General features: G+C 64.5%; 12 protein-coding genes. 7 read left to right on the top strand and 5 right to left on the bottom strand.

What is annotated here, in order from left to right:
* Positions 1-8: 8 nt before the first annotated feature.
* The 6 genes from ACSQ1W_RS13490 to ACSQ1W_RS13515 all read left to right on the top strand — a co-directional run bounded on the left by ACSQ1W_RS13490 (position 9) and on the right by ACSQ1W_RS13515 (position 6,697).
* On the top strand, positions 9-494 hold the full coding sequence (locus tag ACSQ1W_RS13490) for an asparaginase domain-containing protein (protein WP_436044142.1): 486 nt from the start codon (positions 9-11) through the stop codon (positions 492-494).
* A gap of 220 nt (positions 495-714) precedes the next feature.
* A complete protein-coding gene (locus ACSQ1W_RS13495; RefSeq protein WP_436044144.1) occupies positions 715-1,233 on the top strand; it encodes an RNA polymerase sigma factor in 519 nt (172 codons plus the stop codon).
* Positions 1,230-2,312: a FecR family protein gene (locus ACSQ1W_RS13500; protein ID WP_436044145.1), complete on the top strand. Its 1,083-nt coding sequence runs from the start codon at positions 1,230-1,232 to the stop codon at positions 2,310-2,312. Before ACSQ1W_RS13495 ends, ACSQ1W_RS13500 begins: the two co-directional genes overlap by 4 nt.
* A gap of 73 nt (positions 2,313-2,385) precedes the next feature.
* Positions 2,386-5,025 (top strand): TonB-dependent receptor domain-containing protein, encoded by a 2,640-nt coding sequence (locus ACSQ1W_RS13505; protein WP_436044147.1) that lies wholly within the window; start codon positions 2,386-2,388, stop codon positions 5,023-5,025.
* Between the two features lie 13 nt (positions 5,026-5,038).
* The gene (locus ACSQ1W_RS13510) at positions 5,039-6,202 is read left to right on the top strand and encodes a redoxin family protein (RefSeq protein ID WP_436044149.1); all 1,164 of its coding nucleotides are present in this window, start codon (positions 5,039-5,041) and stop codon (positions 6,200-6,202) included.
* Positions 6,203-6,460: 258 nt separating this feature from the next.
* Positions 6,461-6,697 (top strand): hypothetical protein, encoded by a 237-nt coding sequence (locus ACSQ1W_RS13515; protein ID WP_436044151.1) that lies wholly within the window; start codon positions 6,461-6,463, stop codon positions 6,695-6,697.
* A gap of 222 nt (positions 6,698-6,919) precedes the next feature.
* Here the strand turns inward: ACSQ1W_RS13515 and ACSQ1W_RS13520 are convergent, their stop codons facing one another.
* The 4 genes from ACSQ1W_RS13520 to ACSQ1W_RS13535 all read right to left on the bottom strand — a co-directional run bounded on the left by ACSQ1W_RS13520 (position 6,920) and on the right by ACSQ1W_RS13535 (position 10,095).
* Entirely contained in the window at positions 6,920-7,285 is a 366-nt protein-coding gene (locus ACSQ1W_RS13520; RefSeq protein WP_192272510.1) for a GNAT family N-acetyltransferase, read from the bottom strand.
* Positions 7,286-8,537: 1,252 nt separating this feature from the next.
* Positions 8,538-8,792 carry a hypothetical protein gene (locus ACSQ1W_RS13525; protein WP_436044153.1) on the bottom strand — a complete coding sequence of 85 codons (255 nt, stop codon included), beginning with the start codon at positions 8,790-8,792 and terminating at the stop codon, positions 8,538-8,540.
* Between the two features lie 327 nt (positions 8,793-9,119).
* On the bottom strand, positions 9,120-9,356 hold the full coding sequence (locus tag ACSQ1W_RS13530) for a hypothetical protein (RefSeq protein WP_436044155.1): 237 nt from the start codon (positions 9,354-9,356) through the stop codon (positions 9,120-9,122).
* Positions 9,357-9,783: 427 nt separating this feature from the next.
* On the bottom strand, positions 9,784-10,095 hold the full coding sequence (locus tag ACSQ1W_RS13535; protein ID WP_436044157.1) for a hypothetical protein: 312 nt from the start codon (positions 10,093-10,095) through the stop codon (positions 9,784-9,786).
* 529 nt (positions 10,096-10,624) lie between these two features.
* Here ACSQ1W_RS13535 and ACSQ1W_RS13540 point away from each other — a divergent pair.
* Positions 10,625-12,334: a diguanylate cyclase domain-containing protein gene (locus tag ACSQ1W_RS13540; protein WP_436044159.1), complete on the top strand. Its 1,710-nt coding sequence runs from the start codon at positions 10,625-10,627 to the stop codon at positions 12,332-12,334.
* Positions 12,335-12,778: 444 nt separating this feature from the next.
* Here the strand turns inward: ACSQ1W_RS13540 and ACSQ1W_RS13545 are convergent, their stop codons facing one another.
* The gene (locus ACSQ1W_RS13545; protein WP_436044161.1) at positions 12,779-14,569 is read right to left on the bottom strand and encodes a S8 family serine peptidase; all 1,791 of its coding nucleotides are present in this window, start codon (positions 14,567-14,569) and stop codon (positions 12,779-12,781) included.
* Positions 14,570-14,945 lie beyond the last annotated feature (376 nt).

The following is a 14,945-nucleotide window of genomic DNA, read 5'->3' on the forward strand; positions in this document are numbered from 1 at the left end:
GCCTTGAGATGGACGAGCTGCTGATCGTCACCACCGGTGGCACGATCGACAAGATCTACTTCGACGACAAGTCCGATTACCAGATCGGCGACCCGCAGATCGGCATGATCCTGCGCGAGCTGGGGGTGACGTTCCGCTTCACGGTCATCCCGATCCTGCGCAAGGATTCGCTGCACATCACCGACGAGGACCGCGAGCTGGTGCGCGCGACCATTGCGGCGCAATCGACGAAGCATGTGCTGGTCACGCACGGCACCGACAGCATGGTGCAGACGGGCCATGTGCTGGCGTCGATCCCGGACAAGACCATCGTGATGACCGGCGCGCTCAGCCCGGCCCGCTTCCGCGGCTCGGACGCCGAGTTCAACATCGGCTGCGCCATCGGCGCGGTGCAGTCGCTGCCGTCGGGCGTATACATCGCCATGAACGGACGGATCTGGGATCCGGCGAGGGTGCGGAAGAACGTGGCGGCGAACCGGTTCGAGGCCGTTTGACGCTGCGAAGCGGCTGAACATCATGAGCGACGGGGCCCGCGGATGCGGGCCTTGTCGTTGAAGGGCCGGAGCGACTCGTCGCCGCCCCCGTGCCCGTGGCGGCCCGCACCCGAATCGGAATCCGGGCACAAGGATGCCCCGCCGTGCCAGGGCCAGCGTATGCGATGACGCGATTGGCGCCCTCGTGCGTCTTATCCTGCGTCGACCCACAGGAGCGCCCATGCCAAGCCGGTCCGCCACGCCCTCGCACCCCACGTTCGAGCAGCTCAACCGTCGCTTCCGCCCAGCGTTGATGGCGTTCTTCCTGCGCCGTCTCGGCCACCACGCCGAAGCCGAGGACCTGACCCAGGAGGTGTTCGTGCGGCTGGCCAGCGTGGATACGGACCGCATGGATTCGAGCGAGGCCTACATCTTCCGCATGGCCGCCAACCTGCTCCGCGATCGCAGCCGCCGCGAGAAGGTGCGCTTCGACTACCGCGCGACCGCGCAGGCCGACGAAGACGCCAATCTCGACCTGCTCGACCCCTCGCGCGTCGCGGCCAGCCGGCAGTCGCTGGAAGGCGTGGCCACGGCCCTGCGCGAACTGCCCGAGGACACCCGCATCATGTTCGTGCTGTATCGGCTGGAACACCTGGACCGGCGTGATATCGCCGCCGCCTTCGAGACGTCGGCCAGCACGGTCGACCGCCACCTGGCCCGCGCCATGGCCCACCTTGCCCGCAGGATGGGGGACGCATGAACCCGATCGACGACATGGACGCCGACCCCATCGATGTCGCCAGCCATTGGTGCCTGCAACTGGCCGATGGCCGCCTGCAGGGCGATGCGCTCGCCCGCTTCCAGACCTGGCTGGACGAGGATCCGCGCCACCGCGCCGCCTTCGATACGGTGGCCAGGACCTGGCAGGCCTTCGATGCCTCGCCCGCCGCGCCGTCGTTGATGGCCATGCGCGAGGAGGCGCTGTCCCACTACGCACGCCGCCAGTCGCGTCGCTGGCGACGCCCGGCCGGTATGCGCCGCCCGATGCTCGCCGCGGTGGCGGCGTGCCTGCTGCTTGCCGTCGCAGGATGGGGATGGATCCAGGCGCAGCCCGACGTCTACCGCACCGGTCTCGGCGAGCGCCAGCTCGTGCGCCTGGACGACGGCTCGCAACTCTCGCTGGATGCCGATACCCAGGTCGAGGTGCGCTACAACCATGACCGCCGCCAGTTGGTGCTGCGCCAGGGTCGCGCGCGCTTCCAGGTCATGCGTGATCCGCTACGCCCCTTCAGTGTCTCCGCAGGCGATCGCACCGTGGTCGCCACCGGCACCGAGTTCAGCGTCGAACTGCTGGCGGCACAGGTGCACGTGGTGCTCTACGAAGGCAGCGTCGACGTGCTGCCCCGGGATGCCGCCACCTCCCCGCCACCGTCAGCATCGCCCCCGTCTCCGTCCACCGTCCACCGCGCCCGGGAGATGCGCCTCGTGCCCGGCCAGGAACTGGTCGCAGGCATCGACGCGGCCGACGCCCGCATCCGCGAGGTCGATGCCCCACGCACGCGCGGCTGGGAGAGCGGGCAGCTGTCGTTCAACGATGAGCCGCTGGGCCAGGCCATCGAACGCATGAACCGCTATGCCGGATCGCACGTGCTCGCCACGGGCGACGTTCCCAGCGCCTCGCTGCGCATCAGCGGGACATTCACGGCAGGAGACAACGAGGCCTTCGTGGAAGGCATCACCGGCGTTTTCCCGGTCACGGTCCGCGAAGAAGGCCCGCGCTATGTCTTCGTCCAACGCCCCGGCACGTCAACGCCAGAGGAGAAGATGACAACACAGTGACGCGATCGCGCAGCTGGTGCGTCTTACCCATGGACGCCACCACCACCTTGCACGCCATCGCCACGGGGATTCCATGACTGCCACGCCACTGCGCTCCTTCCACCGCACGCGTTTCTGCCTCGCCATCGCCGCCATTCTCGCGCTGCCCAGTACGCCGGCATTCGCACAGCAGGCCATCGACGCCCCGAACACGGCGCAACCCGCGCCGATCCGCTTCGACATACCGGCACAACCGTTGCCGGACGCGCTGCAGGCGTTCGCACGGGCATCGCGCCAGCAGGTGTCGTTCGATGCCGGCCAGCTGGCCGGACGCCGGTCGCAAGCGCTCCACGGCGACTACACCAGCGACGACGCGCTGCATCGCCTGCTGGAAGGCAGCGGCGTGGAAGCCACCCGCGGGCGCCGCGGCGTCTGGCTGGTGAAGCCGGCCCACACGCCATCCCCGTCGGCCGCACAGGATCCTGCCTCGCTGGAAGCCGTGGTCGTCACCGGCACGCACATCCGCGACGTCGCGCCCACCGGTTCGCCGGTGGTCGTGATCGATGCCGAGGACATCCGGCGCAGCGGTTACTCCGGCACCGAACAACTGCTGCAGGCCTTGCCGCAGAACTTCCGCGGCGGCGACGCCGGTGCCTCGGCGGACGTCAACTTCAGCACGGGCTCCCAACGCGGCTTCAACATGACCTCGGGCTCGGGCGTGAACCTGCGCGGCCTCGGCGCGAATGCCACCCTGGTGCTGATCAACGGACGCCGCATCTCGGCATCGTCCGGCGGTACGTTCACCGACATCTCGATGATCCCGCTCGATGCCATCGAGCGGATCGAAGTGCTGACCGACGGCGCCTCCGCCGTGTATGGCGCCGATGCCGTGGGCGGCGTGGTCAACATCATCCTCAAGTCCGATTACGACAGCGCGGAAACCCGTCTTTCCTATGGCGCCACCACGCGCGACGGACGCGACGAGTACCGCGTCTCGCACACGATGGGCCAGCGCTGGCGCAACGGCGGCATGCTGCTGACCGCCGATTACCTGCACCAGAGCCAGCTGATGGCCAGCGAGCGCGCCTTCACGAGCAACGTTCCCGCACCGACGACCCTGATGCCCTCCAACAAGATGGCTTCGCTGGTGTTCAGTGGCGAACAGGCTCTGGGCGACGCACTCACCCTGAAGGGCGATCTGCAGTACTCGCGCGCCCGTCGCTTCTCCACCACCACCAGCGGAATCGGGCGCAGCGACAGCGACATCACCCCGATCCGGAAGAACGCGGCGCTTACCCTCGACTACGCCCTGTCCAACGACTGGAACATGTCGCTCGACGTGTTCGCCAGCGAAGAAGAGGCCCGCAGCCGCCTGAATGCATTCCGGCCCAATGGCGACCCGGACTACGACTACCTGCACATCCGCACGCAGGAACAACGCGGCACCGAGATCAAGGGTTCCGGCAAGGTGGCGGAACTGCCCGGCGGCAGCATGCGGCTGGCGCTCGGCATGGGCTACAAGGAGGAGGACTACCACCGCAGCATCGATCTCTACGGCACCCACCAGCAAGCCGACCGCCGCAACACCTCGGCCTTCGCGGAGGTGCACATCCCGCTGGTCGGCGAGGGCAATGCACGCAGCGGCGTGCGCCGGCTCGACCTGTCGCTGGCCGCGCGCCATGACGATTACTCCGACTTCGGCAGCACCAACAACCCGCGCATCGGCCTGTCCTGGTCGCCGACCGAGCGCCTGACCGTGCGCTCCAGCTACAGCACCTCCTTTCGCGCACCGGCGATCGGCGAAGAAGCCCGCTTCAGCAGCAATGGCCTGATCGGCGCCGAGATCAGCAGCTTCCCGATCGACCCGGAAGGCAACCAGTGGGTGCCGGTACTGATGTGGCTGGGCTCGGAGCCCCTCACGCCGGAACTCGCGCGCAACCGCAGCGTCGGCATCGACTGGAAGCCCGCCTTCGCCGACGGCATGAGCATCGCGCTGACGTACTACGACATCCGCTACACCGACCGCATCGTGCTGCCTCCGCTGACGATGACGGCGCTATTGGATCCGGCATTGCAGGGCTTCGTCCAGCGCTACGACAGTCCGGAGCAGCTGCGTGCGCTGGTCGACGCCGCCATCGCCGATGGTGTCCGGCTGATGGACTACACGTTCGGCGAATTCGGCGACGACCCCCTCTCGCAGACCACCACGGCCTTCAGCTATATGTGGACGAATGCCGCGAGGGTGGACATGAGCGGCTTCGACCTCGGGGTGCGCTACCCGTTTCGCCGCAACGACCATTTCTTCGACATCGGCCTCGATGCCAGCTACATCCACACGACCGAAACCCGGTTGAACCAGACCGCACCGCCCTACGACGTGGTCGGCACGTTCGGCAATCCCCCCAAGTGGCGGGCACGCGGTTCGTTTTCCTGGACGTACCTCGACCTGTCGACCAGCCTCAACGTCAACTTCAGCGACGCCTACACCGACACCACGGGGCTTGTGGAACGGCCCGTCCGTGCTTACACCACCGTCGACCTGGTGACCCGCTACGCCTTTGCGCCCGAGGCGCGCGGCCTGCTCGATGGCCTCTCGCTCTCGCTCAACGTGGTCAACCTGTTCGACGAGCAGCCGCCCTACATCACGTCCAGCGGGCGGGGTGCGCATTACGACCCGGCCAATGCCAGCCCGCTCGGCCGGATGGTGTCGCTGCAAGTCGCCAAGCGCTGGTAAGGGAGACGCCCACATGCGCCTTTCTCATGCCTGCCGTTGGCTGGTCGTCAGCCTCTTCCTGTTCGTGACCCTGCCTGCCCTCGCGGCCACCGCCACCGGGCCGCAACGGTTCGGCATCGGCGACGCCCCCCCTGCGCTCGAACCCCTGGCGTGGATCAAGGACAAGCCGATGCAACCCTTGGCTCCCGGCCAGGTCCACGTGGTCAACTTCTTCGCCACCTGGTGCGGGGCTTCCCGCGAGTCGATGACGCTGATGTCGCGGATGGCGCGCGAACACGGCCCGGCGCTGACCATCGTCGGGGTGAACGTGCGCGAATCCGAGCGTGGCACCGCCACGATCGACGCGGTGTCGCGCTTCGTCACCGAACGCCCCGAGAGCTTCGCGTACTCGGTGGCCATGGATGCACCGGAGACCACGCCGCTGTTCACCCACTGGATGCGCGGCGCCGGGATGTACGCCATCCCGACCGCCTTCATCATCGGGCGCGATGGGCGCGTGGCATGGATCGGCATCGCCATCGATGACGGCAATTCCTATCCCTTCGAACAGGCGTTGGCCGATGCCCTGCGCGATGGCGTGGATCTCGATCGATCACGCAAGCTGCATGCGGAGACATCGGCCCAGATCGCCGAGTACCTGCGCGACCGCGAGATCCTCGCCGACATGGATGCGGCGCAGGTACGCGGCGATCATGCGGCGACGCTGGCCGCCGCGGATGCCGTCATCGCCGCGCACCCGGACTACCGGTTGCGCACGGCGTACACCCGGCTCGGCGCCATGCTGCACCTCGACGAGGCGGACGCCCTCGCCTTCGCAGAACAGGAACTCGACGCGCTGAAAGGCGGTGAATTCGAGGACCGGGCCGAGGTCATCGCCGGCAGTCTCGGCAGCGTCATCGCGCGCCATCCGAAGGCCTCGCCACACGCACAAGCGGTTGCGATGTCCTACCTGCAGCGCGGACTGCGCGCCGATCCCGCCGGCTACGGTGGCGTGCTCAACTGGCTGAACATCGCCGCGCTGGAGCATGCCCGCGGCAACCGGCCGCAGGCGATCGAGGCGCAGACGCAGGCCTTGCGCCTGACGGATGGCGTGCGTCAGATCACGCCGGACATGCGTGCGAGCATCGAGAAGAAGCTGGAGACCTATCGCGCCAGACCCGAAGATTCCGTCGATTGACGGCAGAGGCACTCGAGACGGCAATTCGGTTTGGACAGCATAAGAAAGACGAGGCCCGCAGATGCGGGCCTCGTGCTCTATGTGGAAGGGAACTGGTCTCTCCCCCTTCTCTTCCTCACTCCGCCCAGCGCCCCAAACAGGTCGCGATAGGGATATTTGCGTTTACCTCGAGCGGCGCGCAGATTCTGGTTGCCGAGTCCTTCGGCAAGCGAACTACTCCTCTCTTTCGCTTTCAGAACATTGTCAATGGAGAATGACATGCTCTACAAACACGCTATGCAAATGGTCGGCATTGGCCTTCTTGTCCTGGGCGGCATCATGGCAGTTTCCAGCGATGCTCACGCTCAAGCCGTGACCCCCGGTGTCGCATGTGAGCCCTACAATTCCCGATGGAATGTTTGCACACGCACCTTCTTCAACTACGAAACAGGAAAGTGGGATCAAGAGGTCTACTACGCGCCTCGTAAAGGTATGTATGACGAAATTGAACCATAACGCCTGATGCACGTGAGGCCAGCCCAACAGGCTGGCCTTTTCTTCTTGGGGACGCGGATCAGAGTGCCTCTCCGATTGCTCGGGTGTCCTGAAACTTCGGTCGTGCTGCCGGCCAGCAAAGGCAAGGCCCGCTGATGCGGGCCTTGTGCTTTAAGGAAGAAGGCATTGTTCGTGATCCGAATTCTTCGGTCGTAACCCTATCCTGACCGCCGTCTCTTACCCCTACGGCGGCGAGATGACGTAGGCGCAGAGGCTTGCCGACGTCGGGACGGCCTTTGCACCCATGCCCTCGTAGAGCGAGATTGCCCTGTGATTGCTGGAGCGCACGTTGTTGACCACAAGTTCCCGGCACCCCTTGTCGCGCGCCTTCTGCCGCAACCGCTCGACCACGATGCTGCCGTAGCCACGTGAGCGCTGCCTTGAATCGATTTCGATCTTCTCCAGCACAAAGCTGGCGCCGGGTTCGAACCAGCCATGGGCACGACCTACCCGGCGGCCATCGAGCCACGGCTCGACGACATAGTGGCGCCGCTGACCGCTCTCATCGAAGCGCCAGTCTGCTTTCAGTTGAAGATGGTTCGGTTTCAAAAATGTCCTGCTGGGCGACAAAGGCCTGACGCCTGCGTTGCGCAGGGCCGGCGTGCGGGCGCGGATTCTAGCGCACCTTGGAAACAGGGGTCAGAGCACCGCTCTCAAGTCGGTTGTTCACTATTCACCTGATCGTCAGACGGGCGTCCGAACGCGGACACACCGCCTTGTCAAGCTAGGCATTGGCTTGGACATCAATCCATGGGGAATAGCCCCTGGCTGAACAGCTGCGCGGGAGCATACCGGCGGCAACCGAGAGCAGGCGATCGACGCAGACGCAGGCCTTGTGCCTGACGAGTGGAGTGAGACGGATCACACCGGAGATGCGCGCGAGCATCGAGAAGAAGCTGCAGACCAATCGCGCGTAACCGGAGAATTCCGTCGAGGGCAGAGGCACTCGGAGATGTACTCCGACCCCGCATTCGATCCGGGATCCGGCGAAGGTGGGGAAGAACGTGGTGCGAACAGGTTCGAGGCGGTTTTAGGTTGTAAGATCACCCGAACCTCAGTAACGACAAGGCCCGCTCATGCGGGCCTTGTGCTCTTCAGACAGGGAATAGGTCTCTGACCCTGCTTTCGACATCAGTTGTACGGCTTTGTCGGATTCGGATTTCCCGTCCTTGGCACCCAAACCCACGCGCATCCGGAGGACACGCACACCCACGTGAAGCACCCTGTCTCAGTGCAGACCGCACCCTCACCGGCCTTGGCCGGCGCCGGGACGGTTGCACCGATGCTGCCAACCATCAACGTCACTGCCAACGTAAGAGCAAACTTTGCTTTCATAAGATCGTCCTTGTCTCGTGTTCGCACTCGTAAGTGAGTGCGAAGGCAGTAGATATCTCAGGATATTTCGTGTCAATACAACTCCGCCGGTAAATAAATGTACGGCGCAACTCAGACGTTGACCCCTGTTCTCCGTACTCCGTTCCCCGCGTTGCTTGATCGCGCCCGGCGTTCCCGGAGATCATGGTTCGAGCACCGCACGCGGCGTCGTCGCCCGATGTTCTTCATCGAACAGAGGCAATTCATGCGTAACTCGAGGGTACCTCTGCCCAGTTCCAAGAGACGATGGTGAACTACGGGAGAGAACTTGCGCACGCCGAGTTCAGTCGCAGCCAGCCCGAGGTGTTCGAGATGATGCCGCGTGACGGTCACTGCAAGGGGTGAGCTTCTGCGAACGTCCTGCAGGCTGGAGTGAAGGGCGAAAAAGGCGCGAGAGCACCTTCCACGCAGCCCCTCGCCCGACCCGTCAACCGCCCGCCGGCAACTGCCATTCCGATTGGCGCCTGTAGCGCTCGATCACTGCGTTGGCCGCCGGCGTGCTGCATGGATGGGACTTCAGCACGTCCAGGGTCCTGGTACGGATGATTTCGTCATGCCCGACAAAGAACGCTTGGAGATCGGACGCAGGCGCTCCATGCTTCTGCACCAGCTCGATCCTGACGGCATGGGCGACTTTCCGGAAGTTCGCGTCGTGCGCTTCGTCCAGCTTGGGCGTGGACACGCCGCAGGCTGCTGCGACGGCCTTCGAGGCGACGAACTCGTCGTAGATCCTGAAGAGGTTTTTCTCCTGCGGAGGCTGTGCCGCCTGCGATGCGCCCGACGGCGCCGGAGGGGTGGGCGGCGTGCTTGATTGCCCGGAGCATCCCGTGGCACCAAGCATGGCCACGAGTGCGGCGGGTAGAAGTCCACGTAAGTGAGCCACAGCTACCTCCCCAATATCAGAACTTCATGAAAGCTCGGCTGGCTGAACATTTCGAATATGAGCCCTAATACCTCAACTAGTCCGCGCCGCTAAGCTCCGTCACCTTGCATAAATGGTTAGCCCTCACTAGGCACGGCCTTCCAGATCCTGAAGTAGCTTCTCTAGAGCAGGCCTGTGCTCGACTGAGATTGCCTCCTGGTTGTACAGCAACTGAGCGCTTATGTAGCCACGAACGTTCTCAACTTGGTCGTCGGGAATCTCCGATTGATCGAGTGACGAGAGTGCCAAATCAACAAGAGTGGTTTCCAGCGCAGAGACAGTCCCGCCATCACGGGCTGCGAACAAGATTTCTAGACCTGTCATAGAGAGATTCTTCCGGTCAACACCTGAGTTAAGCCAAGCCCCAAAGTGGGCTCGGTTTGAATGAATCGTTAGACCTGCTCATTCTGGCCCATATCAAGTAAGCCTTGGAGATGCCGGACATCTGGGCGAACAGCAGGATGAGCTCGAACCCAGTGCCGACCGATGTACTCCTCGACGGATCGCCCTGCAAGGAATTCCTTAAGCGTTCCGGTTGACGCAGCGCCCAACAGATCGTGGCAGTTATGCATAGCCTCCTCCGAAACCGTCGCGCCGGGTTCGCCTAGCACCTCTCCCCACTCCTTCTGAATGGAGGAGATCAACTTTCCCACTGCGCGCTCAAGTTCTGTCCGATTGCGAGGCATGATGAAAGCGGGTCTAACGCCTGAAACAAGTCGACCCGTGAAGTGAGTTCGGCCTGAATGAATTGCTAGGCGCGCCGCACATAAGCACGCGCTTCCTGACTGAGCATTGGACGCAGGATTCGATTAAGTCCCACTTGATGAAGGTGCTCGAGCACGCAAGTATCTGCTGCATTCTCCTGATCGCCTCCCGCGGCCACCGCACGACTGAGATGGTCGGCAAGAAGTTGCCACTGCTTCTGCGTAGGTTGAGCCTTCTTTAGGAATGGCATGAGCGACATGTAGACGTAATGCAGACTAGAAGATGGCTGCCCGTCATCTTCAATGTCTTTGGCCCAATATGCGGGGAAGCTGGGAAATATCAGCGCGAGATCGCTCACGAGATCTGACTGGCAGTACTGTTTCATAGCGCCTAACACCCAGCGACCCCACCTCCGGAGTGATACCGCCGAGTATTCGGCCACAGGGCGGCATAGGTCAACGACGGAAAGCCTTTACCACCGCCCCTTACGGCTTTACAACCTTGCCGGCCGCCCCACCCGGCACTGAAACATTCTGCGCGCGTGCGGTGTCCGCGAAGACGGGGATCGAGTATTCATTGAGGCGCCGCACCCGACCCTTCGACTTCCCGTCGGCATCTGCGATTGCGATTGGTGCTCGTGGCGCTCCATCACCGCGTCGGCAGCCATCATGCGGCATGGATAGAACCTCAGCACGTCCAGGGCCTGGTGTGGATGAGGCCATCGTGCCTGCCGAAGAACGTATCGAGATCGGACGCGGGCACCCCATGTTTCCAGACTACCCGCTGACACTCATTGATAGCACATCGGGGGCAGGCGCGATAAGTCTTTTCCGCGGGCCGAACGCGCCGCTAGAGTCGCCACCAGCAAGGCCGCTTGAAGCAGGGCGATGTCAGATTCCACAGACAGGCAGGACATGGGGCCGGACGCGCTGCTGGCGGCCCTGGATACGCTCGGCATCCCCGCCGCCATCACGACCGAGGACGGCGGGATCATCGGACTTGGCCGGACGTGGCGGGAATTCGCCGCACTGGACGAAACCGCGGGCGGGATGGCGTGGGACCGTCTCGTGCCGGCGTCCCACCTGGACGCACTGCGCGCATGGCTGACACGCATGCCATGCGAAGGAGAGGCGCCCGCTCTCGAATGCCCGCTTGCCCACGCCTCCGGCGCGATGCGCTGGCACCAGCTCGGCAAGCGGCTCGTGGCATCGGGCGAGGCCGTTCGCTGGCTCTGCTACGCAACGGACATCGGCGCACTCAAACGGCGGGAAACGCGGCTCAACGATGAAGCCTCCCTCCAGGCGAAGATGCTCGACGTCAGCGTGGATTGCATCAAGCTCATCGCCCCGGACGGATGCCTCCTCCACATCAACAAGGCCGGTTGCCTGGCGCTGGGCGTATCGGCCGAAGAAAGTGTCGGCAAGCGCTGGTCGTCCCTCCTTCCCGAAGAAATCCGGGCGAGCGCGGAAGCGTCGCTGGCCGACGCCATGGCGGGCAGGACCAGCCGGTTCCCCGGCCGCAGCGTCTCCGACGCGATGGGCGAGCAGTTCTGGGACAACCTGCTGACACCCGTACTGGACGAGGACGGCGGAACACGATCGGTCCTGTGCGTTTCCCGGGAAGTCACCGCGGAACACCGCGCGGTACAGACACTGCGGGAGAACGAAGAGCGCCTCGCGATGGCCGCCAAGGTCGGCGGACTGGGGATCTGGGACTACGACATCGCCGGTGACCGGCTTCATTGCGACGCGTCCTGGTATCGCATCATGGGGCGGGACCCGAGCGATACGATCCAGACCATTGCCGAGTTTCGTCCGCTGATCCACCCGGAAGACGTCGACCGCGCGACGGACGTAGGCAGGACCGCCTCGGATCTGCTCGCCGAGGACCTCGACTACTCCATCACGTTCCGTGTCGTCCGCCCCAACGGGGATATCCGATGGGTAAGGTCGCTGGCGTATCTGGAACAGAAGGAGGGCCGTGCCGTCCGCGCGGTGGGGTTCGTCGCCGACATCACCGATGCATGGCGCGGCGAGTTGGCGCTCCGGGATGCGAATCGTGCGCTCGAGGAAGAGAAGACCTCGCTGGCCAGGAAGGTGCTGGAGGATCCGCTGACAGGCATTTCCAATCGCCGCCATCTGGACAGCGAACTCGCGCGGGTCTGGGTGCACGCCAACGAGACGGCCCAGCCGCTCAGCGTGGGAATGATCGATGTCGATAGATTCAAGCAGTTCAACGACCGGTACGGCCATCTGGCTGGCGACGCCGCGCTCAAGCGGATCGCGAAGGCCCTCCAGGGCGTGGCGCGGCGAACCGACCTGGTGGCACGCTACGGTGGCGAGGAGTTCGCGTTCGTGCTCGCCGGCACCGCGGATCCCACGGTGACCATGGACAGGTTCCTGGATGCCGTGGCGGGTCTCGCGATCCCGCACGAGGACTCGCCGACGGGACGTCTTTCGATCAGCGGCGGCGTTGTGGTGTCGCTGTCCGTCACTGAATCACCCAAGCACCTGATACAAGCGAGCGACGAGGCACTCTACGAAGCGAAGCTGGGCGGCCGCGACAGGTTCGTCGTGCGTGTCCTGCCCGGACCGTAGGCGCGAACTGTCGGCGAGACATCCGGGTGGTGCCGACCGCATGCGCGGCGCTACGCACTGCGGGCGCCACCCGGCGCTAAGGTTGCGGCCTACAGGCGGGGGGCAGAGTACATTTCTTCAATAAAGGACCCCAAATGGATTGGCGCTCTGATCCCTCTTTCGGACCCCTGGTTATCATGCGTGCACTTGTGGCCTAACGTCCGAATTAAGCCGCGCTGCGAAGCGGCCTCGGCCTGGATGAATTGCTAGGCATCAGCCTAGAGCGCTCTTCTTCGGCGTCGAACCAACAAGGTGCGCCCGCGAAGCCCGGCGACCACGGCCGCGAAGAAAACTTCACCGATGGGCGCCTGGCGCGGCAGTACTGCGTCGCCCCAAACAAAAGAACCCCGACCAAGGCCGGGGTTCTTTCTGCACATCCCTGCGCACTCCCTCAGAGGGCAATCCTCAGAAAGTGATACTCCAGCTGTTGATATAGCCGGTATCCGCCGCTGCACGATCACGCGCACGCAGGCGCCACGAACCATTGAGCGCTTCGCTGGACAGGTTCACCGTGTACGTCTGGTTGATGTTGTCCGCACTGCCACCCGTGCGGTTGTGCAGCACATACACCGACCCGTCCGGCGCCAGCAGGTCGACGATCAGGTCGCCCTTGTACGTATGCACGATGTTGACCGCCACCTGCGCATTGCTCGGCGCATTGCCCGTCCGGCCCGACACCGCGATGGTGCTGGTCACGCCCGTCGTGTTGTTGTCCGGGATGTTGACGTCGGTGCCGTTGGTGTACGTCTGCACGCCACCCACCGGCGGCGTACCACCCTGCGCCGCGACCACCGCCGCGTCCGCATTGACGATGCCCGCCCCGCAGCCACCCGAACACGTGCCCGGCAACGGACGCGCCGTGTTCTTGATGATGGTCTCCACCTGCGCCGGCGTCAGGGGCGACGGCGCCGCGGCCTGCATCAGCGCGACCACGCCCGCCACATGCGGCGCCGCCATCGACGTGCCGTTGTACGACGCGTAGCTGGCGCTGCCCGGCGTGGTGGTGCCGGTGTTGAGCGTGGACAGGATGCTCGCGCCCGGTGCAGAGATGTCGATGCCCGTGCCGTAGTTGGAGAAGCTGGCGCGCGAACCGGCCGAGGTCGTCGCTGCCACCGCGATGACGTTGGGGCAGTTCGCCGGCACCGCCGTGGACACGTTGGCGTTGCTGTTGCCCGCCGCCACCACCACCGTGGTGCCACGGCCGACCGCGCCGTTGATCGCGTTCTGGTAGGTGGCCGAACAGGTACCGCCACCGCCCAGCGACATGTTGATGACTTCGGCCGGGTTGGCGTTCGCCGGCACGCCGCTCACCGTGCCGCCCGAGGCCCAGGTGATCGCATCGGCGATGTCCGAGGTCAGGCCGCCGCAGCGACCCAGCACGCGTACCGGCACGACCTTGGCACCGAATGCGGTACCGGCCACGCCGGTGCTGTTGTTGGTCACCGCCGCCACCGTGCCGGCCACGTGGGTGCCGTGCCAGCTGGAATTGCTGACCGGCGAGCCGCTGTAGCACTCGTTCGCCACCGGGTTCCAGTCGCCCTCGTCGTTCGGGTTGGAATCGCGGCCGTTGCCGTCGCGCGAGACGAACGTGTCGCTGATGAAGTCGTAGCCCGGCAGGATGTTCGCGTTGAGGTCGGCATGGTTGGTGATGCCGGTGTCGATCACCGCGACCACCACGCCCGCACCGGTGGACTTGTCCCAGGCCGGACGCACGTTGATGCCGGAGGCGGTCGTGCCGAAGCCCCACTGCTCGGACAGGCGCGCATCGTTCGGCGTCAGCACGGCGTACATGCGCTGGTCGACTTCCACGTATTCGACATTCGGATCCGCAGCCAGCTGGCGCATCAGCGATTCGGCTTCCACGCGGTCCAGCTTGCGGTCGGCGCGCACGACGTCCGCCCCGCCGGCAGCCAGGCGGCGCAGCTTCTCCAGCCCCAGCGCGCGACCGCCGCGCTTGGCGACGCCCGTGCTGGCCGCCGTGCTCAGCGAGCGCTGCAGCTGCGCCGCATTGGTGCTTTCCGTACTGCCGTCGCGGTACTTCACGATGAAACGGTCGTAGCCGCCGGGTTCTTCCACCTGCAAGCCGCTCATGTCGACGCGGCCGGCCATCGCCGGCAGCGCGTACAACGACGCGAGCACGGCGGACGACAGGCACAGCAGGCGCACACGCGAACCACGCTTTGCAAATCCGGACATCAGACTCTCCCTCAAAGATGAAATGAAAAGCCGCCAATGCGGCAATAACCCGGTCGAGGGCGCTGGGCAGGTACGAGGGGGTGGACAGGCTGTTGCGTTCGACCGGATGAACGCGCTGCGATGCAGGGCGTACAGCGACGCTATCGGTTTGCGACCACGTGAATCAGCGATGAAAGACACAGTTCGTAACGACATGTTGCAAACGTAATCATCGGAATACATGCATGAAGCGATGGTCACCGGTAGACATCGCCGCGTAGATTCATTTACGTGTCGTGCGCGTGATGAGCGCGAATTTTTTATTCGCACCACTGCTTCTTTCCTGCATAAAAAAAGCCCGCTTGTCAGCGGGCTTTTTTCTGCGACGCGTTGCGGA

Origin of the sequence: Pseudoxanthomonas sp. LjRoot143 (genome assembly GCF_964252945.1) — a bacterium.
Taxonomy (GTDB): domain Bacteria; phylum Pseudomonadota; class Gammaproteobacteria; order Xanthomonadales; family Xanthomonadaceae; genus Pseudoxanthomonas_A.